General features: G+C 53.4%; 24 protein-coding genes. 12 read left to right on the top strand and 12 right to left on the bottom strand.

What is annotated here, in order from left to right:
- Positions 1 to 24: 24 nt before the first annotated feature.
- The gene (uvrC, locus tag MUA00_RS10380) at positions 25 to 1,857 is read right to left on the bottom strand and encodes an excinuclease ABC subunit UvrC (protein ID WP_271122979.1); all 1,833 of its coding nucleotides are present in this window, start codon (positions 1,855 to 1,857) and stop codon (positions 25 to 27) included.
- Entirely contained in the window at positions 1,850 to 2,509 is a 660-nt protein-coding gene (gene uvrY / locus MUA00_RS10375; protein WP_121269079.1) for a UvrY/SirA/GacA family response regulator transcription factor, read from the bottom strand. Before uvrY ends, uvrC begins: the two co-directional genes overlap by 8 nt.
- A gap of 482 nt (positions 2,510 to 2,991) precedes the next feature.
- Between uvrY and MUA00_RS10370 the strand changes: the two genes are divergently transcribed.
- Entirely contained in the window at positions 2,992 to 3,216 is a 225-nt protein-coding gene (locus tag MUA00_RS10370; protein ID WP_271122980.1) for a DUF2594 family protein, read from the top strand.
- Between the two features lie 73 nt (positions 3,217 to 3,289).
- On the opposite strand, the gene sdiA is transcribed toward MUA00_RS10370, so the two are convergent.
- The 8 genes from sdiA to MUA00_RS10330 form a co-directional block, all read right to left on the bottom strand.
- Positions 3,290 to 4,012: a transcriptional regulator SdiA gene (gene sdiA, locus MUA00_RS10365; protein WP_271122981.1), complete on the bottom strand. Its 723-nt coding sequence runs from the start codon at positions 4,010 to 4,012 to the stop codon at positions 3,290 to 3,292.
- A gap of 262 nt (positions 4,013 to 4,274) precedes the next feature.
- Positions 4,275 to 5,027 carry an L-cystine ABC transporter ATP-binding protein TcyN gene (gene tcyN / locus MUA00_RS10360; protein WP_271122982.1) on the bottom strand — a complete coding sequence of 251 codons (753 nt, stop codon included), beginning with the start codon at positions 5,025 to 5,027 and terminating at the stop codon, positions 4,275 to 4,277.
- Positions 5,024 to 5,692 (bottom strand): cystine ABC transporter permease, encoded by a 669-nt coding sequence (tcyL, locus tag MUA00_RS10355; protein ID WP_271122983.1) that lies wholly within the window; start codon positions 5,690 to 5,692, stop codon positions 5,024 to 5,026. Before tcyL ends, tcyN begins: the two co-directional genes overlap by 4 nt.
- Positions 5,693 to 5,727: 35 nt before the next feature.
- Entirely contained in the window at positions 5,728 to 6,714 is a 987-nt protein-coding gene (gene dcyD / locus MUA00_RS10350) for a D-cysteine desulfhydrase (RefSeq protein ID WP_271122984.1), read from the bottom strand.
- Positions 6,715 to 6,840: 126 nt separating this feature from the next.
- On the bottom strand, positions 6,841 to 7,641 hold the full coding sequence (gene tcyJ / locus MUA00_RS10345; protein WP_271122985.1) for a cystine ABC transporter substrate-binding protein: 801 nt from the start codon (positions 7,639 to 7,641) through the stop codon (positions 6,841 to 6,843).
- Positions 7,642 to 7,725: 84 nt separating this feature from the next.
- The gene (fliZ, locus tag MUA00_RS10340) at positions 7,726 to 8,277 is read right to left on the bottom strand and encodes a flagella biosynthesis regulatory protein FliZ (RefSeq protein WP_271122986.1); all 552 of its coding nucleotides are present in this window, start codon (positions 8,275 to 8,277) and stop codon (positions 7,726 to 7,728) included.
- 38 nt (positions 8,278 to 8,315) lie between these two features.
- Positions 8,316 to 9,035 (bottom strand): RNA polymerase sigma factor FliA, encoded by a 720-nt coding sequence (locus MUA00_RS10335; protein WP_271122987.1) that lies wholly within the window; start codon positions 9,033 to 9,035, stop codon positions 8,316 to 8,318.
- 169 nt (positions 9,036 to 9,204) lie between these two features.
- The gene (locus MUA00_RS10330) at positions 9,205 to 10,446 is read right to left on the bottom strand and encodes a FliC/FljB family flagellin (RefSeq protein WP_271122988.1); all 1,242 of its coding nucleotides are present in this window, start codon (positions 10,444 to 10,446) and stop codon (positions 9,205 to 9,207) included.
- Positions 10,447 to 10,710: 264 nt separating this feature from the next.
- Here MUA00_RS10330 and fliD point away from each other — a divergent pair, with 264 nt between their 5' ends.
- From fliD to MUA00_RS10305, 5 genes are all read left to right on the top strand, one after another.
- Positions 10,711 to 12,138: a flagellar filament capping protein FliD gene (gene fliD, locus MUA00_RS10325; protein ID WP_271122989.1), complete on the top strand. Its 1,428-nt coding sequence runs from the start codon at positions 10,711 to 10,713 to the stop codon at positions 12,136 to 12,138.
- Positions 12,139 to 12,155: 17 nt separating this feature from the next.
- Positions 12,156 to 12,566: a flagellar export chaperone FliS gene (fliS, locus tag MUA00_RS10320; RefSeq protein ID WP_271122990.1), complete on the top strand. Its 411-nt coding sequence runs from the start codon at positions 12,156 to 12,158 to the stop codon at positions 12,564 to 12,566.
- Positions 12,566 to 12,940, top strand: coding sequence for a flagella biosynthesis regulatory protein FliT (gene fliT / locus MUA00_RS10315; protein ID WP_271122991.1), 375 nt, complete (start codon positions 12,566 to 12,568; stop codon positions 12,938 to 12,940). The genes fliS and fliT overlap by 1 nt, the downstream gene beginning before the upstream one ends.
- A 103-nt stretch (positions 12,941 to 13,043) precedes the next feature.
- On the top strand, positions 13,044 to 14,531 hold the full coding sequence (amyA, locus tag MUA00_RS10310) for an alpha-amylase (RefSeq protein ID WP_271122992.1): 1,488 nt from the start codon (positions 13,044 to 13,046) through the stop codon (positions 14,529 to 14,531).
- Between the two features lie 137 nt (positions 14,532 to 14,668).
- Entirely contained in the window at positions 14,669 to 15,997 is a 1,329-nt protein-coding gene (locus MUA00_RS10305; RefSeq protein WP_271122993.1) for a cation:proton antiporter, read from the top strand.
- A gap of 63 nt (positions 15,998 to 16,060) precedes the next feature.
- On the opposite strand, the gene yedD is transcribed toward MUA00_RS10305, so the two are convergent.
- The gene (gene yedD / locus MUA00_RS10300) at positions 16,061 to 16,474 is read right to left on the bottom strand and encodes a lipoprotein YedD (RefSeq protein WP_271122994.1); all 414 of its coding nucleotides are present in this window, start codon (positions 16,472 to 16,474) and stop codon (positions 16,061 to 16,063) included.
- Between the two features lie 245 nt (positions 16,475 to 16,719).
- On the opposite strand from yedD, the gene yedE reads away from it, so the two are divergent.
- Both yedE and yedF read left to right on the top strand, forming a co-directional pair.
- The gene (gene yedE, locus MUA00_RS10295) at positions 16,720 to 17,934 is read left to right on the top strand and encodes a selenium metabolism membrane protein YedE/FdhT (protein ID WP_271122995.1); all 1,215 of its coding nucleotides are present in this window, start codon (positions 16,720 to 16,722) and stop codon (positions 17,932 to 17,934) included.
- Positions 17,931 to 18,167, top strand: a complete 237-nt coding sequence (yedF, locus tag MUA00_RS10290) for a sulfurtransferase-like selenium metabolism protein YedF (RefSeq protein WP_271122996.1) — start codon at positions 17,931 to 17,933, stop codon at positions 18,165 to 18,167. Before yedE ends, yedF begins: the two co-directional genes overlap by 4 nt.
- A 51-nt stretch (positions 18,168 to 18,218) precedes the next feature.
- Here the strand turns inward: yedF and fliE are convergent, their stop codons facing one another.
- Positions 18,219 to 18,530 carry a flagellar hook-basal body complex protein FliE gene (gene fliE / locus MUA00_RS10285; RefSeq protein WP_271122997.1) on the bottom strand — a complete coding sequence of 104 codons (312 nt, stop codon included), beginning with the start codon at positions 18,528 to 18,530 and terminating at the stop codon, positions 18,219 to 18,221.
- 229 nt (positions 18,531 to 18,759) lie between these two features.
- On the opposite strand from fliE, the gene fliF reads away from it, so the two are divergent.
- Genes fliF through fliI form a run of 4 tightly spaced genes read left to right on the top strand, consistent with a single transcriptional unit; the run spans position 18,760 to position 23,477 of the window.
- A complete protein-coding gene (gene fliF, locus MUA00_RS10280; RefSeq protein ID WP_271122998.1) occupies positions 18,760 to 20,439 on the top strand; it encodes a flagellar basal-body MS-ring/collar protein FliF in 1,680 nt (559 codons plus the stop codon).
- On the top strand, positions 20,436 to 21,428 hold the full coding sequence (gene fliG, locus MUA00_RS10275) for a flagellar motor switch protein FliG (RefSeq protein ID WP_271122999.1): 993 nt from the start codon (positions 20,436 to 20,438) through the stop codon (positions 21,426 to 21,428). The genes fliF and fliG overlap by 4 nt, the downstream gene beginning before the upstream one ends.
- Complete coding sequence (gene fliH, locus MUA00_RS10270; RefSeq protein ID WP_271123000.1) at positions 21,421 to 22,119, top strand: flagellar assembly protein FliH; 699 nt, start codon at positions 21,421 to 21,423, stop codon at positions 22,117 to 22,119. The genes fliG and fliH overlap by 8 nt, the downstream gene beginning before the upstream one ends.
- Positions 22,119 to 23,477, top strand: a complete 1,359-nt coding sequence (gene fliI / locus MUA00_RS10265) for a flagellar protein export ATPase FliI (RefSeq protein WP_271123001.1) — start codon at positions 22,119 to 22,121, stop codon at positions 23,475 to 23,477. Before fliH ends, fliI begins: the two co-directional genes overlap by 1 nt.
- The last annotated feature ends 6 nt before the right edge of the window (positions 23,478 to 23,483 follow it).

Raw genomic sequence — 23,483 nt, 5'->3', positions numbered from 1 at the left:
TGTCCCTATGTTGCTACAGCGGCCTCAATGTTTCAACGAGTAGTAGATCTTTTCTGCCAGCTGCTGCGAGATACCTGGCACTTTTGCGATTTCTTCCGCGGTTGCGTTCATTAACGGTTGCAATCCGCCCATATACTTCAACAACATCTGACGACGTTTTGGCCCGATGCCTGCAATGGTTTCCAGCGAGCTGGTGTTTTTCACTTTGGCGCGTTTTTTCCGGTGGCCGCTGATGGCGTGATCGTGCGAATCATCGCGGATATGCTGAATAACATGCAGCGCCGGAGAATCCGGCGGCAAAGAGAAGCCTTCCCCTTCCGGTTCAAAGAAAAGTGTCTCAAGGCCCGCCTTGCGGTCCGTGCCTTTGGCCACGCCCAACAACAGCGGATGATTTTTATCCCAGGGCACGTCCAGTTCAGCAAACACCGTTTTGGCCTGGCTGAGTTGCCCTTTTCCGCCATCGATCAAAATGACGTCCGGAATTTTACTTTCTTCAATGGCTTTACCATAGCGGCGGCGCAGGACCTGATTCATCGCCGCATAATCATCCCCAGGCGTGATACCAGCGATATTATAGCGCCGGTATTCCGCACGCACCGGACCGTTTGCATCAAACACAACGCATGAGGCCACGGTCTGCTCGCCCATGGTGTGGCTGATGTCGAAACACTCCATGCGTTTAATTTCCGGCAGCTTCAGCACCTCCGCCAGCGCCCTGAGACGTTGATGGATGGTGGATTGCTGAGAAAGACGGGTGACCAGCGCCGTGGCGGCATTGGTGCGCGCAAGCTTGAGATAGCGAGCGCGATCGCCGCGTGGTTTGCTCTGGACGTTAATACGCCGTCCGGCCATCTCGGAAAGCGAATCGGCCAGCAGCGTTTTGTCCGGTAACGTGAAGTCGAGCAGAATTTCTCCCGGCAGGGTTCGCATCTGGCTGCCCTGCAGGTAAAACTGACCGACAAACGTCTCGACCACTTCCGCAAGTTCGGTGCCGCCGGGCACTTTCGGGAAATAGCTGCGGCTGCCAAGCACTTTGCCCTGGCGGATAAACAGCACGTGCACGCATGCCATACCGCTGTCGAATGCTACCCCGATAACGTCCAGATCGTCGCCGGTATTGGAAACAAACTGCTTTTCTGTAATGCGTCGCACGGCCTGAATCTGATCGCGGATACGCGCTGCGGCTTCAAACTCAAGGTTTTTACTCGCCTGCTCCATGCGTTCGATAAGCTGCGTCAGCACCTGGTCGTCTTTGCCCGAGAGGAAAAGACGGACATATTCAACCTGCTGCGCATAATCCTCTTCACTAACTAACCCAGCCACGCACGGCCCGAGGCAGCGCCCAATCTGATATTGCAGACACGGACGGGAACGATTGCGATAAACGTTGTTTTCGCACTGGCGGATGGGGAAAACTTTTTGCAGCAGCGCGAGGGTTTCTCTTACGGCATAACCGTTAGGAAACGGCCCAAAGTATTCGCCTTTGGCATGTTTGGCGCCACGGTGCAGGGCAAGACGCGGATGGGTATCGCCGCTGAGAAAGATAAACGGGTAGGACTTATCATCGCGCAGCAGGACGTTGTAGCGCGGCTGATACAGTTTAATGTAGTTGTGTTCGAGCAGCAGCGCTTCGGTTTCAGTGTGGGTGACGGTGACATCAATATGATGAATAAGCGCTACCAGCGCTTGGGTTTTTCGGCTCGACAGATTGCTTCTGAAATAGCTTGCCAGCCGCTTTTTTAAATCTTTGGCTTTGCCGACATAAATAACCGTACTGCTGGCGTCGTACATACGATAAACGCCAGGTTTGCTGGTAACGGTTTTGAGGAAGGCCTGAGGATCGAAGGTTTCACTCACTACTGATTAACGTCTCCGCGTTGAAGAGCCCATGACGAATTGCCAGATGCGTCAGCTCAACATCGCCGCTGATATTAAGTTTACTAAACATGCGATAGCGGTAACTGTTGACCGTTTTCGGGCTCAGATTAAGCTGCTCAGAGATCTCATTGACCTTCTGGCCTTTGGTGATCATCAGCATAATCTGTAATTCGCGCTCAGACAAACTGGCAAACGGCGTTTCCGTTTTTTCCGGTTCAATCTGGCTTAGCGCCATCTGCTGGGCGATATCTGAAGCGATATATCGCTGGCCGGCATTCACTGAACGAATAGCGTTAACCACATCCTGGGGAGCAGCGCCTTTGCTCAGATAGCCAGAAGCGCCCGCCTGCATAACTTTCGCCGGCAGCGGGTTTTCCGTATGGATGGTGAGCATGATGACTTTAATGTCTGAAGAGTAACGTACGATTTTACGTGTGGCTTCAAGACCGCCGATGCCGGGCATATTCATGTCCATTAAAACCACATCGACCGGGTGAGCACGGCACCATTTCACGGCATCCTCACCGCAATTTGCTTCACCAGATATCTTGATCCCTTTGATATCTTCAAGAATGCGACGTATCCCTGCGCGCACCAGTTCGTGGTCATCAACAAGAAGAACGTTGATCAAAGGATAACTCTCCAGAAAAGGGATAACGCTGCTAAAAATTCAGGTGCTTATATTAACGGTTTTTTCAGGAACTTTAAAATGCAAAGAATGGAGAAAGCGGGATTACTCGCAATTTTCGGAAATATAATTTTACAGTGTTCAGCGCAAAGAACGCCGCCGGAAAAGCGGTTTACAAAGTGAAGCAAAATGCGGCGAGTGGTTAAAAAATCCAATAAATAGCAGATATAAAAGGATTACCGTCGCCCGCAATCTTACTTTTTATTAACCTTTAATAAACGAATCATAAACATCCCCACGATAAGCCACGGAATTATGCTTATTATTGCTTTACAGACGGCCGGTAAAAGAAAGCACAAACGCGCGTAAAATCTGAAGATGTACGTAACCACTAATAAAATGGTCAACCCGTATGCTATACTCCGCCGCCTTACAAAACCGTTGCGCCGAATGACGGTGTACTAACCGAGACTTGAGGAAAATAAATGAGCACTCCTGATTTTTCCACCGCTGACAACAGTAGCGAACTGGCTATTGAAGTCACCTGCCTGAAAGCGATGTTAACCCAGATGCTCAAAGCGATGGGCCAGGTTGACGCAGGTAAGGCTATTATGAAAATGGAAAAGCAAGTCGCTCAGATGGATGACGCGGCGCACGCTGAAGTGTTTAGCAATACCGTTAAGCAAATTAAACAAGCTTACTGTCAGTAACCGGCAGGCAACGGCGGAATGAATTTGTTTTCATCCGCCGTTTTATCGTCTGGCACGCAGAACGGCAACTCGCTCAGATTATCCCCATCGCTGCCGCATAACAGGCAATCTGCGTTTTATTGGGCGCGTTAAATTTCTTCTGCATATTTTTCTGATGAAAATTAACGGTATTTTCAGATATCGATAAAATGATGGCGATTTCCGCCGACGTTTTCCCCTCCCCCGTCCACTGCAAAATTTCCAGTTCGCGTTTGCTGAGCTTCATCGTCATAGCGTCAACGGAAGGATCTTCCAGCCGTGCAAGCGTCATCAGGCTCAGTTCGGCAAGATATTGCAGACGAGCGTTCAGCTCATCATCAGGCAATAATTTTCCTTTTAGCGATGAACGCGACACCGACAGCAGCCCCGCAGCTCTTGAAGGTGACATAACGCATTGCGTGATGCCCCGCCGCAGGCCGTGATCCCGCGCCGCATCCCAGAACTCTGGCGTACCGGCAAAAAGTTCGTCATTCCACGGCAGGTAGCCACGCATGAAATTTATCGGCTTTAGCACCGGGTCGATCGCAAAATAATTCTCGGCCTGGTAATGGTCAAGCCAGGCCTGTGGATAGGACGAAATCACCGTGGTTTTGGGGCGGGTAAAAGGCACGGGGTGGCGAACGCAGAACGCAAAATAGTCAAATTCTAACGACTGAGTATGTTGGTGAATCGTTGTGGTTATTTCACAGGCTTCGGTAATAGACTGGAAAGTATTAAGCGTTTCCCGTCGCCAGCTAAAAAAGTCGCAATCCGGCATTGTGTCTGGCGTATCTCCTGAAACCTAATCATTCAAAAATTGAATGTGCAACGCTAACACATTTAATAAACATATTTATAAGAGTTATCGACCGACGGGTTTGTTTCTTTAAGTAAAGATTAAAATTACTCTTTTTGTGCGCAGAAAGTTATCGATACAGCATTTTGTGCCTGGGTTATGCAGCGCATTAATATCGCTATTTGTGTGGGTGTTTGAATTTTATCCCTGGTTTTCTCCTTGCGAAGAAAACCAGGTTCGGACGTTACTGCGTCAGAAATTTCTCCAGAAACTGCTTAGTACGCGGTTGCTGAGGATTTGCAAACAGCTCGCGGGCCGGGCCTTGCTCCACGATACGCCCCTGATCCATAAAGATCGCCCTGTCCGCCACATCGCGCGCAAAGCTCATTTCATGGGTAACAATAACCATCGTGCGCTTTTCCTGCGCCAACTGGCGAATGGTGCTTAGCACTTCGCCCACCAGCTCGGGATCCAGCGCCGAGGTGGGTTCATCAAACAGAATAACCTCCGGGCGCATCGCCAGCGCGCGCGCAATGGCCACGCGCTGCTGTTGTCCGCCGGAAAGGCGCCGCGGATAGCTGGTTTCTTTGCCGGTCAGCCCGACTTTTGCCAGCAGCTCACGTGCGCGCTCCGTCGCCTCTTCCTTTGGCTCACCTTTTACGATGACCGGACCTTCAATAATATTTTCCAGCACCGTGCGATGCGGAAACAGATTAAAGCTCTGGAAGACAAAACCTACATGCTGGCGCAGTTCGCGCACGCGGTTTTTCTGTTTACTCAGGGAAACCGCGGCATCAATAGTGATATCGCCAACCTGAATAGTTCCGGACTCAGGCTGTTCCAGCAAATTAATGCAGCGCAGCAGCGTGGTTTTACCGGAACCGCTTGGCCCGATGATCGCCACTACTTCACCGGGTTTCACTTCCAGATCGATACCGTGCAGCACCGTCTGACCGTGGAATTTTTTCACCAGTTGTTTTACGTCGATGGCACTCATTTTGGCTCCCTGTCCTGGCGGTTTAGCTGATTTTCGAAGTAGTTTTGCAGGGCAGAAAGCACCGTTGCCATTACCCAGTAAATCAACGAAGCGGCGAGATACATGGTGAACACTTCAAGCGTGCGCGAGGTGATGAGCTGCGCCTGGCGGAACAGTTCGGGCACCTGAATGGTCGCCGCAAGGGAAGTGTCTTTTACCAGACTAATGAAACTGTTGCTAAGCGGAGGCAAAGCCACGCGAGCTGCCTGAGGCAGGATGGCGCGACGCAGAGTTTGCCAGGGCGTCATACCAATGCTTGCCGCCGCTTCCCACTGCCCTTTCTCGATAGAAGAGATGGCCGCACGCAGCGTTTCAGAAGCATAGGCCGCGGTATTGAGCGACAGCCCAATCATGGCCGCCGGAATCGGGTCCAGCTCGATGCCGAACTGTGGCAGACCGTAATAAATCATAAAGAGCTGTGCTATCAGCGGCGTACCACGAAAGATCGACACGTAAAAACGCGACAGCAGAGAAAAAGGCAAAAACGGCGACAGGCGCATCAGCGCCAGCAAAAATCCGAGGATTAAACCGAAGAACATGCCGCCAATACTAAGCTGCAGCGTGAACACGGCGCCCTTGAGCAGATACGGCGCCGAATCCAGCACCAGTTGTAGGCTTTCTTGCATACTTAAATTACACCCTGTCTGTTTCTTATTATGAGTTACACATGCGGATGGTAAGCGAACAGCGCGGGCGCCCCACCGGTATGCACAAAGATTATCGGCCCTTCGTCTTTAAAGCGTTTTTGCGCCACGCCGTCAATCAATCCCGCCATCGCTTTGCCGGTGTAAACCGGGTCAAGCAAAATTCCTTCAAGCCGCGCCAGCAGTTTAATGGCCTCCAGCCCCTCTTCGTTCGGCGTGCCGTAGCCTGGAGCAAAATAGTCATCCCAAAGGTGGATGGGGGCGGATGCGGTCAAATCTAACGAATGCGCCACGGCCTTTTGCAAAGCTTCCACTTTTGGCAACTGTTGAGCGATGGTGCGGGAAACCGTGACGCCGATAAGGTCAACATCCGGCATAACCTGCTCAAGCCCGACGGCCAGCCCCGCGTGCGTTCCCGCACTGCCGGAAGCCACAACAACGGATGAAACGTTCACCGCCCCTTCGCACTGCTGGGCAATTTCCAGCGCGCTTTCAACATAACCAAGCGCGCCAAGGGCATTCGAACCGCCAACCGGGATCACATAAGGCCGAAACCCCTGCGCTTCAAGCCGCGTGGCGATATCCTCAAGCTGCTGGTCGGGCGCGTGCAGCGCATCGCACATTTCGATTTCAGCATCAAAGAGATCGAGCAGCAGTCGGTTGCCGTTAGTAAGGTAGTTGTCTGCACGGGTCGCAATAGGATTTTCAAGCAGGGCCACGCATTTAAGGCCGAGCTTTGCCGCAACGGCTGCGGTCTGGCGAACGTGGTTTGACTGAATTGCACCGGCCGTCACTAGCATGTCGGCCCCTTCGCGCAACGCGTCGGCCGCCAGAAATTCCAGTTTGCGCAGCTTATTGCCGCCCATCGCCAAAGGCGTTGTGTCGTCACGTTTGATGTAAATTTCGCGACCAAGGTAATCAGAAAAACGCGGCAGATACTCAAGCGGCGTAGGGCCGCCGATAAATTCCAGACGCGGAAAACGTGTCAGGTTATGCAGTGACATGAGCTACTCCATTAAAACCGGTATGAAAATTTCACATCCCTTCATTATGTACCAGCACGGATAATTCCCGACCATTACACATAAAAAAAGGTGCTGTTATAAGCACCTTTCAGAGATATCCATCGGTTATTTGGTTACGTCAGCGCCAAACCATTTTTCGGACAGTTTTGCCAGCGAGCCGTCTTTTTGCATGTCAGCAATGGCTTTGTTCACCGCATCAACCAAATCTTCGTTGCCTTTACGAATCGCAACGCCCGCTTCCTGACGGGAGAACGGTTCGCCCGCTACGGCCAGGGTATCTTTGGTTTTCTTCACCAGGTCGAGAGCGGCAAGTCGGTCAACCAGAATGGCGTCGATACGGCCAACGCGCAGATCCTGATATTTCGTTGGGTCATCGTCATAAGTACGAATGTCTACGCCCTGCACGTTTTCACGCAGCCACTGTTCGTAATTGGTGCCCAGACCCACGCCGACTTTTTTCCCTTTCAGGGAATCCGGCCCGGTAATGCTGCCTTCGTTGCCTTTTTTCACCAGCGCCTGGATACCGGAAACGGTATACGGCGTTGAGAAGTCATATTTCTTCTTACGCTCGTCCGAGATGGTGACCTGATTAATCACCACATCAATACGTTTGGAATCCAGCGAAGCCAGCATGCCGTCCCATTTGGTCGGTTTCAGCGCCGCTTTGACGCCGAGGTGCTGCGAGAGCTGCTCGGCGAACTCAACCTCAAAACCGGTTAATTTGCCGTCGTCGCCCTGGAAACTGAACGGAGGATATGTTCCTTCCAGACCCACCAACAAGGTGCCGCGCTCTTTGACTTTATTGAGTAAATTTTCCGCAGCGAAGGTTTTTACGCTTGCTCCGGCAACCAGTGCCACCGCCAGTACGCCCATCAGCGCCTGACGTCCCACTATTGCTAATTTCATAGTTACCCCAGCTATCAATAATTTGTTGTAGTGTAGCGACTTAGCTTTGAGCGTCAAAACCAGTCCGCTACAACTTATTCCATATTAATATATATCGGAAGTGATATGACTTTCCTGGTATGAGGCGGACGCCTCCAGGAGCTGTACCTGAAACTGCCAGTATTTACGCAGCGCGATACGGTAGTTATTGGTGCTGGTTTGTGGAAGCCAGGCATCCAGCGTGTCGTCAAGAAGGCTTTGCAAGGAAGAAGGCGCAGGAATGTTCTGCTCAGAAAGATGATTGCCCAGGCGACGCAGGCGAACAACATACTCACGAATGGTGCCATGGCTCATCTCGGTTTGCTCGAACAAATACTGCTTAAAACCGATAATATCAAAATAATTGCCCTGTTCTTTGCAGTGCAGGTCGCCGCAAAAACGGCACAGCGCCATCCACTCCTGCTTTTCCACCTGCCAGGCGGCATCATCAATGAGCGTATCAAGTTGCGCGATGGTCGTTTTATTCACGATTTCACCACGGCAGGTAAGCGTAATGCGATCTAAAAGCTTGCCGCAATGCGCGCAGTGGGTCTGTGTGTGCTTGAAATCTTTAAGGTAGCGGCTTAGAGGCCGTCTTTTTGGTTGCTGCACCGTCATGATAATTTCCAGGTGGTGAGATAATCGTGCGGCACTCCCTACAACTTACCCAGCTTGGTGCGTAAGCGTTTTATCGCCTGGCTATGCAACTGACTCACCCGAGACTCCCCCACTTCCAGAACGGCGCCAATCTCCTTGAGATTCAGCTCTTCCTGATAGTACAGCGTCAACACCAGTTGCTCGCGTTCCGGTAGCGCTTCAATCGCATCCATCACGCGGCTACGCAAATTACTCTCCAGCAAATGCTGCAGAGGATTCGCCTGCTGGTGCTCCTCGGTGACCAGTTCGATACTGTCGCCATGCTCTTCACGCCACTCGTCATAAGAGAAAAGTTGGCTGTTGTTGGTGTCGAGCAACATCTGGCGGTATTCGTCGAGCGGGATATCCAGTCTTGCGGCCACCTCAGTTTCGGTGGCGTTGCGTCCCAGCTCTTGCTCCAGTTGACCAATCGCTTGCGCGACACCGCGTGCGTTACGCCTGACGCTGCGCGGCACCCAGTCACGGCTGCGCAACTCATCAAGCATCGCCCCACGAATGCGCTGCACCGCGTAGGTAGTAAATGCCGTTCCTTGCAGGGCATCATAGCGATCGACTGCATTCAATAATCCGATGCCACCCGCCTGTAGCAGATCGTCAAGCTCCACACTCGCCGGCAGACGAACCTGCAGGCGCAACGCTTCGTGACGCACCAGCGGAACATAACGCTGCCACAGCGAGTGTTTATCCATCACACCTTCAGAGGTATACAGTGAATTCACGATAAACAGCCCTGCGTTAGTTGAGTTATCGGCATGATTATCCGATTCTGGAGGGGTTTTAATCGTCAGAATAGTGGACTAAATGGGGGGTTATTTGAGGGTTATGGGTAACAATAATAAGAAAAAACCCCGCCGGGCGGGGTTGGTCAGGTAATCAGGCAAAAAGCGATTAGCCCTGCAGCAGAGACAGAATTTGCTGTGGAACCTGGTTAGCTTTGGACAGCACGGAGTTACCGGCCTGCTGGATGATCTGCGCTTTAGACATGTTGGACACTTCGGTCGCATAGTCGGCGTCCTGAATACGGGACTGCGCTTCAGACAGGTTGGTAGTGGTGTTGTTCAGGTTAGTTACTGCGGAATCCAAGCGGTTCTGCACAGCACCCAGGGAAGAACGGAATTTGTCAACCTGAGCAATGGCTTTATCCAGCAGAGCCAATGGATCGTTGGTGGATGCACCAGCAAACTCGTCTGTGACACCAACTTCTACATTAGTGGTTCCCGCAACAGTAGCCGCATAGTTTTTACCTTCAACGGTGACGAATCCTGCCGCTGCTCCAGTATCAGAGGCATAAGCCATTTTAACTGCAACACCACTCTGAGTCGCTTCTGCTCCACTTGCAGTTTTGTACTCTACATCAGTTGTATCCAGTGTAACTTCACCATCCGCATCCATTTGAGCTGAATAGTAATCATCACCAGATTTAACTACATACTGGCCAGTCGCATCACCATTTGCGTTCAGAACGTTATGGAAGGTCAGACCAGAAGTGTCAGTGATACCCAAGGTTGTTGCAGTATCAGTTGCGAAAGTAATAGCTTTCGGTGCATCTGTACCAGCCTGAGCAACTGTCGTGATAGCATCGCTTACATTCAGAGCACTACCATTTACAGAGAAACCTTTCAGGCCCAGAGCGGAAGAATCGATTTTCTGTAAGTCAATAGAGATAGTCTGACCATCATTTGCGCCAACCTGGATAGACATTTTACCGTCTTTAGCCAGCACGTTCACGCCGTTAAACTGGGTCTGGCCGGATACGCGGTCAATTTCTTCCAGACGGGATTTGATTTCGTCCTGGATTGAAGACAGGTCAGATTCGGAGTTAGTACCGGTGGAAGCCTGAACGGTCAGTTCACGAACACGCTGTAAGTTGTTGTTGATTTCAGACAGCGCGCCTTCAGTGGTCTGCGCCAGAGAGATACCGTCGTTAGCGTTACGTGCAGCCTGAGTCAGGCCTTTAATGTTAGAAGTGAAACGGTTAGCAATCGCCTGGCCCGCAGCGTCATCTTTCGCGCTGTTGATACGCAAGCCTGAAGACAGACGCTCAATTGAAGTAGACAGAGCAGACTGGTTCTTGTTGATATTGTTCTGAGTGATCAGCGAGAGGCTGTTGGTATTAATGACTTGTGCCATGATTTATTTTCCTGTGTTCAAATCTACGGGTTACGTGATTGGGCTTCCACCCTTCGGCTCTGCGCCGTTAAACCTGTTATCGTCTGGTCATTCACAACCTTTAGAATTATTTTCACCCTCGCCAATATTTTTTAGCGTCAGAAATACTCTTTTCCCAAGCCGCTATTCCCGCCATTAAAAAAAAGTAATTAATCGTAAACTTTACGCCGTTCAGGTCGATAATCCCGGTATTCATTCTACGCATCGATATATTAAGGAATTTATATGGCAAGTATTTCAACGCTGGGAGTCGGATCGGGCCTGGATTTAAGTAACATTCTGGACAGCCTGGAGGCAGCGGAAAAAGCCACGCTAAAGCCGATAACGACTCAACAGACTTCCTATACCGCCAAACTGAGCGCTTACGGCACGCTGAAAAGCGCGCTGGAAACCTTCCAGACCGCCAATGCCGCGCTGAATAAAGCAGATTTATTTACCGCTACGTCAACAACCAGCAGCAGTACGGCGTTCAGCGCCACCACTACCGGCAGCGCGATTGCCGGGAAATATACGATTAACGTGACCCAGCTTGCGCAAGCGCAGACGCTGACCACTAAAAATACCCAGAGCGACAACAAAACGGCTATCGCCACCAGCGACAGCGTGCTGACCATCCAACAGGGCGGCGGCAAAGACCCGATAACCATTGATATCAGCGCGGCCAACTCGTCGCTGACCGGCATTCGCGACGCCATCAATAATGCCGATGCAGGCGTCAGCGCCAGTATTATCAACGTCGGCAACGGTCAATACCGTCTGTCTATTTCCTCTGATGATACCGGCAGCGATAACGCGATGTCCCTGAGCTTTAGCGACGGTAGCGATAGCGCTCTGCAAGCCTTTATGGGCTACAACGGCACCGGCACCGATGCCAGTAACGGTATGGAAGAGAGCGTTACCGCACAAAATGCCGAGCTGATGGTTAACAACGTCAAAATCGTCAACAGCAGCAACACCATCAGCGATGCGCTGGAAGATATCACTCTTAATCTGAACGATGTCACCACCGGCAACCAGACGCTGACCATTACCAAAGATACATCCAAAGCTGAAAAAGCCGTCAGCGCTTGGGTCGATGCCTATAATTCGCTGCAGGACACCTTCAGCAGCTTAACTAAATACACCTCCGTGGATGCCGGAACAGACAGCCAGGACTCCAGCAACGGCGCACTGCTTGGCGACTCTACCCTGCGCACTATCCAGACTCAGCTAAAAGGTCTGCTTAGCAATACTTCGGGCAGTTCAACGTTCAAGACGCTGGCACAGATTGGTATCACCTCAGATCCGAGCACCGGCAAGTTAGAACTGGATAACGACAAACTGGAAGCGGCGCTGAAAAAAGATGCTTCCGGGGTCAAAGATATGATCGTGGGCGACGGAAAAACCACCGGCATCACCACTTCCATCGGCAGCAATCTGACCAGTTGGCTCTCAAGCACCGGCATTATCCAGGCGGCAAAAGACGGCGTGAGCAAGACGCTGAACAACCTGACCAAGCAATACAACGCTGCCAGCGATCGTATCGATACATTAGTGGCGCGTTATAAAGCGCAATTTACCCAACTGGACGTGCTGATGAACTCGCTGAACTCCACCAGCAGCTATCTGACTCAACAGTTCGAATCTACCAGCAGCTCCAGCAGCAACAGCTAATTAATTCAGGAGAAGACATGTACGGCGCAAAAGGCACGCAGGCCTATGCAAAAATCGACGTTGAAAGTGCAGTCATGAGCGCCAGCCAGCAACAGTTGCTTACCATGCTGTTTGATGGCGCGCTCAGCGCGTTAGTACGCGCGCGTCTTTTTTTGCAGGACGGCAACCTGGAAGGGAAAGGCCTTTCCCTTTCCAAAGCCATTAATATTATCGAAAACGGTCTTAAAATCGGGATCGATGAAACAAGCAGCGATGAGCTGACGCAGAATCTGTTTGCACTCTATGCTTATATGGTGCGACGCCTCCTCCAGGCAAATTTACGTAATGATGTCAGCGCGATCGAAGAGGTCGAGAATCTGCTGCGAAACATTGCCGATGCCTGGAAAGATGTTGCTCAAACGCCTAACCGGATTCAGGACGCAGTCTAATGAACCACGCACCGCAACTGTATACCCTCTATCAGCAATTACTGGAGCAAAGTAAGGTGATGCTGCGCAACGCCCGCGAAGGACTGTGGGATGAATTAATCGCCAGTGAAATGGATTACGTTAATGCGGTGCATGAACTGACTCAACTCATGCGCGACATCAAGCCTTCAACGCAGTTACAGGAACAACTCCGCCCGATGCTCCGTACCATTCTGAGCAACGAAAGCGAAGTTAAACGTTTACTGCAGGCGCGCATGGACGAACTTGCAAAACTGGTGGGGCAATCTTCCATACAGCAGTCTGTGCTGAGCGCCTACGGCAAACAGGGAGGGCAAATCCTGGCGCCGCGGGACAATCTGGACGTAACCCCCTGACCCCCCTGATTCCCTGAGGTGCGGCGAAGAGGGAACTTTTTCGCACCAGGCATTTTTAAACATTTCATCCATAATTGAGATCCCTGTGTCATGGAGCTCGACTATGCGTAACCCGACTTTGTTGCAATGCTTTCACTGGTACTATCCCGGCGGCGGTGAGCTGTGGCCTGAGGTTGAAGCACTGGCCCCTAACCTCAATGAAATCGGCATTAATATGGTTTGGCTGCCTCCGGCTTATAAAGGCAGCTCCGGCGGATACTCTGTCGGCTACGACGTTTACGATCTGTTCGATTTAGGCGAGTTTGATCAAAAGGGCAGCGTCGCGACCAAATACGGCGACAAAGCGCAGCTTCTGGCCGCCATCAAAGCGCTCAAAGACAACAACATTGCGGTATTGCTCGACGTTGTGGTGAACCACAAAATGGGCGCGGATGAGAAAGAACAAATTCGCGTTAACCGCGTCAATGAAGAAAATCGCAATGAAATCGACGACGAAGTCATCGAGTGTGAAGCCTGGACGCGCTACACCTTCCCTGCCCGCGAAGGCAAATACTCCCAGTTCATCTGGGATTACAAATGCTTTAGCGGCATAGACCATATCGAAAATCCCACCGAAGACGGCATATTTAAAATCATCAACGATTACACCGGCGAAGGCTGGAACGAACAGGTGGATGACGAACTGGGTAATTTCGATTACCTGATGGGTGAAAATATCGACTTTCGCAACCGCGCCGTGACGGAAGAGATTAAATACTGGGCGCGCTGGGTGATGGAAGAAACCGGCTGCGACGGGTTTCGTCTGGACGCCGTCAAACACATCCCTGCCTGGTTCTATAAGGAGTGGATAGAACATGTGCAGGAAGTGGCTGAAACGCCGTTGTTTATCGTCGCCGAATACTGGTCGCACGAAGTCGACAAGCTGCAGGAATATATTGCGCAGGTTGACGGAAAAACGCTGCTGTTCGATGCGCCGCTGCAGATGAAGTTTCACCAGGCTTCCCGACAAGGAAGCGAATACGATATGAGCCAGATCTTCACCGGCACGCTGGTGGAGGCGGACCCGTTCCATGCTATGACGCTTGTAGCCAATCACGATACCCAGCCGCTGCAATCCCTTGAGGCTCCCGTCGAGTCGTGGTTTAAGCCCCTCGCCTACGCTTTAATTCTGTTGCGTGAGAACGGCGTTCCCTCCGTGTTTTATCCCGATCTGTTCGGCGCAAGTTACGACGATGAAGGCGGAGATGGCGAAACCTATCATATTGATATGCCGATAGTTGAGCACCTCGATGATTTGATTCACGCTCGCGAGCGCTTCGCCCACGGCGTGCAAACGCTCTATTTCGATCATCCGAACTGCATTGCGTTCAGCCGCAGCGGCACCGATGAAGACCCGGGCTGCGTGGTAGTGCTATCGAATGGCGATGAAGGCGAAAAAACCCTCGATCTTGGCGAAAATTACGGCAATAAAAACTGGCGGGACTATCTGGGCAACCGGGAAGAGACCATCACAACCGATGAAAAGGGTAGCGCAACGTTTACCTGCAACGGCGGCAGCGTGAGCGTGTGGGTAATGGAGGACGTACTGTAAGGTGATTTGTTGTCCTCCCTTCACGGCTAAGGGAGGACAATTCCTTTGACCGCGACGAAGCCGCAAAATTTACCCTAAGCTTAAATTCACGGATAAGCCTTTTGGCTATCAGCATGAATTTAACGAGAAGGCTGTAGATGAATTTTATAACCTGGACCGCCGCGTCTGGCGCTTTGTTGCTGTTGATGTCGCTAAGCTATGGCTGGATAAGCCGCAGCGTCGTTCCTCTTTTTGGTCTTTATCTGCTGGTCGGCATTGTTTGCGGTCCCTGGGTTCTGAACCTGCTCAACATTGATATTTTCAAATACTCCACCATCATCGCCCACGTTTCCGAAGTGGCGATGGCGGCTTCGCTGTTTATGACCGGGCTTAAAATCCGCATGCCGTTCCGATCGGCGGGCTGGAAAATGGGCGTACTGCTGGCTGGCCCCGCCATGTTATTAACCGTGGGCAGCATTATGCTTGCCGCGCATTATCTGCTGGGAATGAACTGGCCCATATCTTTGGCCTTTGCGGCGATCATCGCCCCCACCGACCCGGTTCTCGCCAGCCTGATTGCCATTAACGATGCGCGCGATGACGACAGCCTGCGCCTGTCGCTTTCCACCGAAGCGGGGATGAATGACGGCACCGCTTTACCTCTTCTTGCGCTGGCGCTGATGTTCGCTAACAGCGGCGGTGAGATAACCTCCTCTGAAATTGCTCACTGGTTCACGATTGAAGTGGTATGGGCGCTGGTGGCGGGCGTCGTTATCGGCTACCTGCTGGGGCACGCGGTCGGGCTGATGGCCACTCATTTCCGCTATACCCAGCGCGAGTTTGCTTCTAGTGATTTTATTGCGCTGTCGTTGATAGCGCTTAGCTACGCCATTGCCCTGGCGCTTGGCGCCTCGGGCTTTCTCGCCGCCTTTGCCGCAGGGGTTGGGCTAAGACGCGCGGAAATTAAAGTTCAGCGGCATTTCCCGGAAGAAAGAGAGGAAGAAAACGGTACGGCGCTGCCGGCTGAAACCATGGTCAATCCCCACCAAAGACACGCGTTTTCTGAAACCACGCGGGTAAAATCGATGGGTCTGGTCATTGGCGATGCCCTCTCTTTTGGCGACACCGTCGAGCGTCTTTTTGCCGCCGCGCTTATCATCATTCTTGGTATCACCCTTGCCCAACACTGGCAGCCCGACGGCCTTCTTATGGCGGCGCTGCTCTTTGTGGTCATTCGTCCGCTGGCGGTTTACGCGGTGACCTGGGGGGTTTCAACGCCCGCTTATCAGCGCATGGCTATTAGCTGGCTCGGAATACGCGGCATAGGCAGCCTGAACTATATCGCTTATGCCTGGATGCACGGTATGCGCGGCGACGAGGCGAATTATATGATGGACTGCGCGCTGACGCTGGTGGTGGCAAGCGTTATCGTGCACGGTATTTCCGTCAATCCGTTGATGGCGTTACGGCGCAAGAAAATGCAGTAGATCGCGGGGAAGCAAAGGGATATTTCCCCTGAGCGATGCATCCGGCTCAGGGGAAATGGAACGCTAGCGAAGCGGTGTGGGGAGCGGATTTTTTTCCAGGTAATCAGCACATTCCTGGGTTGGGCGATCCACGCGTTTGAGCGTCATGCCCGCATATTCCAGCGTTTCCCCCTCGCGCTCAATATCATAAACCTCACGCTTTGCGGTGACGTTATACAGGGAATCTGAACGCAGCATCAGTTTGCCCGGCAGAGCAATCACGCGTTGCCACTGGCGGCAATCAAGCGTATCGCCTTGCGGCGTAACAACCAGGGTGGCAATGGCTTCCGGGCTAACCATCTCGCTTTGCGGCCCTTGCGTCTGCCAGTAACCCGCAAGCCCGGCCGGGGCCGGCGCTTTCACCACTTCACGATAATCATCGACCTGCACACAACCACTCAGGGCCAACAACACCGCTAAAACAACAATCTTCTTCATCGTCTATCCTGACTGCGGAGAAAAAATAATTTTGGCATTAAAGCACTTAGCCTGCCAGTGTTGCAAAGGAAACATCACGGCTGCCTGACGGACGCCTTAATGACTAAACCCGGAGGCGGCGCGTTTGATAAAGATCATAAAAGAATGAAGTTTTTATAATGTGCTGGCACAGTCGTTTGGGAGGGCAAGAAAAAATGATTTAATACGCGCCTCCTTTCACCACCTTCTGAGTTCAGAGGCGGCACATGTCCTGGCAACAATTCAAACAGCAATATCTGATCAAATTCTGGGCGCCGATGCCTGCGGTTATCGCAGCCGGTATCCTTTCTACCTACTATTTCGGCATTACCGGCACCTTTTGGGCCGTGACGGGGGAGTTTACCCGCTGGGGCGGACAGCTTTTGCAGCTTATGGGCGTGCATGCCGAAGAGTGGGGCTATTTTCGGCTTATTCATCTGGAGGGCAGCCCGCTGACGCGCATCGACGGCATGATGATTATCGGCATGTTCGGCGGCTGCTTTGCCGCAGCGCTTTGGGCCAATAACGTTAAGCTGCGCATGCCGCAGCACCGCATCCGTATTATTCAGGCGGTTGCCGGCGGAATTATCGCCGGATTCGGCGCACGTCTGGCGATGGGCTGCAACCTGGCGGCATTCTTTACCGGCATCCCTCAGTTCTCGCTCCATGCCTGGTTCTTCGCCCTGGCGACAGCGTTGGGTTCATGGTTCGGCGCACGTTTCACGCTGCTGCCGATGTTCCGCATTCCCGTTAAGCTGCAAAAAGTCTCTGCCGCCTCGCCATTAACGCAAAAACCCGCGCAGGCAAAACGCCGTTTCCGCATCGGCATGCTGGTGTTTATCGGCATGGTGGGCTGGGGCGCATTAACCGCCATGAACCAACCGAAGCTGGGGCTGGCGATGCTATTTGGCGTTGGCTTTGGCCTGTTGATTGAACGCGCGCAAATCTGCTTTACCTCGGCGTTTCGCGATATGTGGATAACCGGCCGCACGCACATGGCAAAGGCAATCATCCTTGGCATGGCGGTGAGCGCCATCGGCATCTTCAGTTACGTGCAGCTCGGCGTTGAGGCAAAAATCATGTGGGCGGGCCCGAATGCGGTGCTGGGCGGCCTGCTGTTCGGCTTTGGCATTGTATTAGCGGGCGGCTGCGAAACCGGCTGGATGTACCGCGCCGTTGAAGGCCAGGTGCACTACTGGTGGGTTGGGCTGGGCAACGTTATCGGCTCCACCCTTCTTGCTTATTACTGGGACGACCTCTCCCCTGCTCTCGCCACCAGTTGGGATAAAGTTAACCTGTTAACTACCTTCGGTCCGCTGGGAGGATTGCTGGTCACTTATTTGATGCTGTTTGCCGCCTTCGCGCTGATAGTCGGCTGGGAGAAGCACTTCTTCAGACGCAAGAATATCGCCGCCAGTCAGGCCATTGAGGAAAATGTATGAGTCAGAATATCGTGCCGGATTTCCGTCTGGATATGGTCGGCGAGCCCTGCCCTTATCCGGCGGTTGCAACACTTGAAGCCATGCCGCAATTAAAGAAGGGGCAGATTCTTGAAGTCGTCAGCGACTGCCCGCAGTCAATTAACAACATTCCGCTGGATGCCAAAAACCACGGTTATACCGTGCTGGACATTCAGCAGGATGGCCCGACGATTCGCTATTTAATTCAGCGCTAAACGGTGAGGGGGAAACCCCTCATCTTTTTTCTGCAGCTAAAACCTGCGGGCCTACACCTGCATATTCATCACTTCGGAATACGCGGAAACCAGCTTGTTACGCACCTGAATTCCCATCTGCAATGAAACAGATGATTTTTGCAGATCGACCATCACATCATTTAGCGCCACGCCCGGCGTGCCGAGCGCAAATTTTTCCGCCTGCGTACGCGCTGCGGTTTGCGTATCGCTGATGCGCCCTAACGCCGCCTGCAGTTCGCCCGCAAAGCTCACTTTTGGGTCGCTGTTTTGCACCTGGTTACCCGCAGACAGCGCGGTAGCCTGTAGCTGCTGAATAACCCCTTCAATCCCCTGAATTGCCATTTTACTGCCCCAGTTTTATTGAACGCGGCAAGATTATCACCTTGTCAATAGGATAAAGGCGTTAAATAGGTGCAAAAAATAGAGCTAATTCAGCCATCGAAAATTCTCGAAAAGAAAATAATGACTGCGCCATCTATCTGGAACTTTTGTCGTGTTTGTCGACCCGGGAGCTCGTTTTGTTCACTGTTTATACGAATTATTCTCTCCATGCTAAGCCGCGAGGTGCGCAATGACTGCAGCCGCGGCCCAGGCACAAACATCGCCAAACAAAGCTCAGGAATGGCTCTCCCGCCTTCGCGCAAACCCTAAAATTCCTTTAATCGTCGCGGGCGCTGCGGCTATAGCCATTATTGTGGCCTTAGCTTTATGGGCTAAACAGCCTGACTATAAAGTGTTGTACAGCAACCTGGCCGATCAGGACGGGGGCGCTATCGTCACCCAACTGACCCAAATGAACATTCCCTATCGCTATTCCGATAACGGCAGCGCGATAGAAGTCCCCGCCGATAAAGTTTATGACCTGCGTCTGCGCCTGGCTCAACAGGGGCTGCCTAAAGGCGGCGCCGTGGGCTTTGAGCTGCTGGATAAAGAGAAGTTTGGTATCAGCCAGTTTAGCGAGCAGGTTAACTATCAGCGCGCGCTGGAAGGCGAGCTTGCCCGCACCATCGAAACGCTCGGCCCGGTAAAAAGCGCGCGTGTGCACCTCGCGATGCCTAAACCTTCTTTGTTTGTCCGCGAGCAAAAATCCCCTTCTGCCTCCGTCACGCTGAACCTGCAGCCTGGTCGTGCGATTGACGAAGGACAGGTAAGCGCCATCGTGCACATGGTTTCCAGCGCCGTAGCGGGTCTGCCGCCGGGCAACGTGACGCTTGTGGATCAGGGCGGACATTTACTGACGCAGTCCAATACCGCCGGACGCGATTTGAATGACGCCCAGCTTAAATACTCTGCGGACGTGGAAAGCCGTTACCAGCGCCGTATCGAATCCATCCTTGGCCCTATCGTTGGCACCGGCAACGTTCACGCCCAGGTTACCGCGCAGATCGATTTCGCTAATAAAGAACAAACCGAAGAGCAGTATCGCCCGAATGCCGATCCGTCGCAGACCGCGATTCGTTCACGCCAGTTAAATCAGAGCGAGCAGGTCAATGGCCGCAACCCAGGCGGCGTGCCGGGCGCGCTGTCTAACCAACCTGCGCCGCCAAACAACGCGCCGATTACCACCCCTGCGCAGCCTAACCAGGCTAACGCCGGACAGGCCCAGTCTGCTTCGACCTCCGCGCAGACAGGCTCCAGCAACACCCAGCGCGACGAGACGACCAACTACGAAGTAGACCGCACCATTCGTCATACCAAACTCAACGTGGGCGACGTCCAGCGTCTGTCCGTTGCCGTGGTGGTGAATTACCGTCAGCTTGCCGACGGCAAGCCATTGCCGTTGACCAACGATCAGCTCAAGCAAATCGAAGACCTGACGCGCGAAGCGATGGGTTACTCAGAGAAGCGTGGCGATACGCTCAACGTGGTGAACTCGCCGTTTACCGCAAGCGAAGAAACCAGCGGCGAGCTGCCGTTCTGGCAACAGCAATCGTTCTTCGATCTATTGCTCTCCGCGGGCCGTTGGTTACTGGTGCTGCTTGTTGCCTGGCTGCTGTGGCGCAAAGCCATCCGTCCACAATTGCAGCGCAAAGCTGAAGTTCAGAAAGCGCAAACTGAAGCGCTGAAACAGCGCGAAGAAGAAGATGAAGCCGTCTCCGTTCGCCTGAGCAAAGACGAACAGCAGCAGCAGCGTAAAGCTAACCAGCGCCTGAGCGCCGAAGTGATGAGCCAGCGTATCCGCGATATGTCTGATAACGATCCGCGCGTCGTTGCGCTGGTTATTCGCCAATGGATGAGTACCGAAATATGAGTATTACCGGAACAGAAAAGAGCGCCATTCTGTTAATGACTATTGGCGAAGACCGCGCGGCTGAAGTATTCAAGCACCTCAGCCCACGGGAAGTGCAGCACGTGAGCGCGGCGATGGCGAACATCCGCCAGATTTCCAACAAACAGTTGACCGACGTGCTGGCCGAGTTTGAACAGGAAGCGGAACAGTTCGCAGCCCTTAGCATCAACGCCAACGATTACCTGCGTTCGGTGCTGGTCAAAGCGCTGGGCGAAGAGCGTGCTTCAAGCCTGCTGGAAGACATTCTCGAAACGCGCGAAACCACATCGGGTATGGAAACGCTCAACTTTATGGAACCGCAGAGCGCGGCGGACCTTATTCGCGACGAGCACCCGCAGATCATCGCCACTATTCTTGTGCACCTCAAACGCGCGCAGGCAGCCGACATTCTGGCGCTGTTCGACGAGCGTCTGCGCCACGACGTCATGCTGCGTATCGCAACGTTTGGCGGCGTACAGCCAGCGGCGCTTGCAGAGCTGACCGAAGTGCTCAACAACCTGCTCGACGGCCAGAACCTCAAGCGCAGCAAAATGGGCGGCGTAAGAACGGCTGCGGAAATCATCAACCTGATGAAAACGCAGCAGGAAGAAGCGGTTATTACCGCGGTTCGCGACTTCGACGGCGAGCTGGCGCAGAAAATTATCGACGAGATGTTCCTGTTCGAAAACCTGGTCGAAGTGGACGATCGCAGCATTCAGCGCCTGCTGCAGGAAGTGGAATCCGAATCGCTGCTGGTCGCCCTCAAAGGCGCCGAACAGCCGCTGCGCGAGAAGTTCCTGCGCAATATGTCGCAGCGTGCAGCGGACATCCTGCGCGACGACCTCTCCAACCGTGGCCCGGTTCGTCTGTCTCAGGTGGAGAACGAACAGAAAGCCATCCTGCTTATCGTTCGTCGTCTGGCCGAAACCGGCGAGATGGTAATTGGCACCAGCGAGGACACCTATGTCTAATTCGCTGCCCTGGAAAATCTGGACGCCGGACGATCTGATGCCCGCGTCCAGCCCGGTGTTTGAAAGCCTGATGCCGCAGGAGATTTCATCAGAAGAGCCGCGGGCGGAACGCGAGCCGGATTTGCAGCAAACCCTGGCGATGATGCAGATGCAGGCGCATGAGCAGGGTCATAAAGACGGTTACGCCGCAGGCCACACAGCAGGGCTTGAAGAAGGCCGCAAAGCCGGTTTCCAGCAAGGGATTGAGCAGGGCATCAATGAGGCCAAACAGCAGCAGGCTCCCGTTCACGCCCGTATGCAGCAGTTGGTCAGCGAGTTTCAGCACACCCTTGATGCGCTCGACAGCGTTATCGCCTCGCGCCTGATGCAAATGGCGCTTGAGGCCGCACGCCAGGTTATCGGCCATACGCAGGGCATTGATAACTCAGCGTTGATTAAACAAATTCAGGGGTTGCTGCAGCAGGAGCCTTTATTTAGCGGCAAGCCGCAACTGCGCGTCCATCCTGACGATTTGCAGCGCGTGGAAGAGATGCTGGGCGCGACGTTAAGCCTGCATGGCTGGCGTTTGCGCGGCGATCCGAGCCTGCATCAGGGCGGCTGTAAAGTCTCCGCCGATGAGGGCGACCTTGACGCAAGCGTCGCAACGCGCTGGCAGGAACTTTGCCGCCTCGCCGCACCTGGAGTTCTGTGATGACCGCCCGGCTAACGCGTTGGCTTAACTCGTTGGACAGTTTTGAAGAGCGCATGGCGAAACTGCCTGCCGTGCGCCGCTACGGCCGCCTGACTCGCGCAACGGGCCTGGTGCTGGAAGCGACAGGTTTACAGCTTCCCCTCGGCGCAACCTGCATCATCGAGCAGCACAGCCGTGAAGTGGAAGCCGAAGTCGTCGGCTTTAACGGCCAGAAACTGTTTCTGATGCCGCTTGAAGAAGTGGAAGGTATTTTGCCTGGCGCACGCGTTTACGCGCGTTCCTCAAGCGAGGATGGATTGCACAGCGGTAAACAGTTGCCGCTCGGCCCGGCCCTGCTTGGCCGCGTGCTGGATGGCAGCGGTCGCCCTCTGGACAGCCTGCCCGCTCCGGAAACCACCACCTACGGCGCGCTGGGCGCGGCTCCCTTTAACCCGTTACAGCGTACCGCCATCGAAAATGTGCTGGACGTTGGCGTGCGACCAATCAACGCGCTGCTGACCGTTGGACGCGGACAGCGTATGGGGCTGTTCGCCGGTTCCGGCGTCGGTAAAAGCGTACTGTTGGGCATGATGGCCCGTTACACCCAGGCCGACGTCATTGTCGTCGGCCTGATTGGCGAGCGTGGCCGCGAAGTAAAAGATTTTATCGAGAACATTCTCGGCGCCGAAGGCCGCGCACGTTCGGTGGTGATTGCGGCACCTGCGGATGTTTCTCCGCTGCTGCGTATGCAGGGCGCGGCTTACGCCACGCGCATCGCCGAGGACTTCCGGGATCGTGGTCAGCATGTATTGCTGATTATGGACTCCCTCACCCGCTACGCCATGGCGCAGCGTGAAATCGCTCTGGCGATCGGTGAGCCGCCGGCAACCAAAGGCTATCCGCCTTCCGTCTTCGCCAAGCTTCCGGCGCTGGTGGAACGTGCCGGTAACGGCATTCACGGCGGGGGGTCGATCACCGCATTTTATACCGTACTGACCGAAGGGGATGACCAGCAGGATCCTATCGCGGATTCCGCGCGCGCCATTCTTGACGGGCACATTGTTCTTTCGCGTCGTCTCGCCGAGGCGGGGCATTATCCGGCAATTGATATTGAAGCTTCGATTAGCCGTGCCATGACCTCGCTGATAACCGATGGGCACTATGCGCGAGTGCGCAATTTCAAACAGTTGTTATCCAGTTTCCAGCGTAACCGCGATCTGGTAAGCGTGGGCGCCTATGCCAAAGGCAGCGACCCGATGCTCGACAAAGCCATCGTGCTCTGGCCGCATCTGGAAGCCTTTTTGCAACAAGGCATTTTTGAACGCAGCGGCTGGGAAGATGCCTGCGCGGCACTGGAGCTTATCTTCCCGACGGCTTAATGAGAG

This window comes from Dryocola boscaweniae (assembly GCF_025215095.1).
Classification (GTDB): domain Bacteria; phylum Pseudomonadota; class Gammaproteobacteria; order Enterobacterales; family Enterobacteriaceae; genus Dryocola; species Dryocola boscaweniae.
This window is presented reverse-complemented; position numbering and strand designations above follow the sequence as displayed.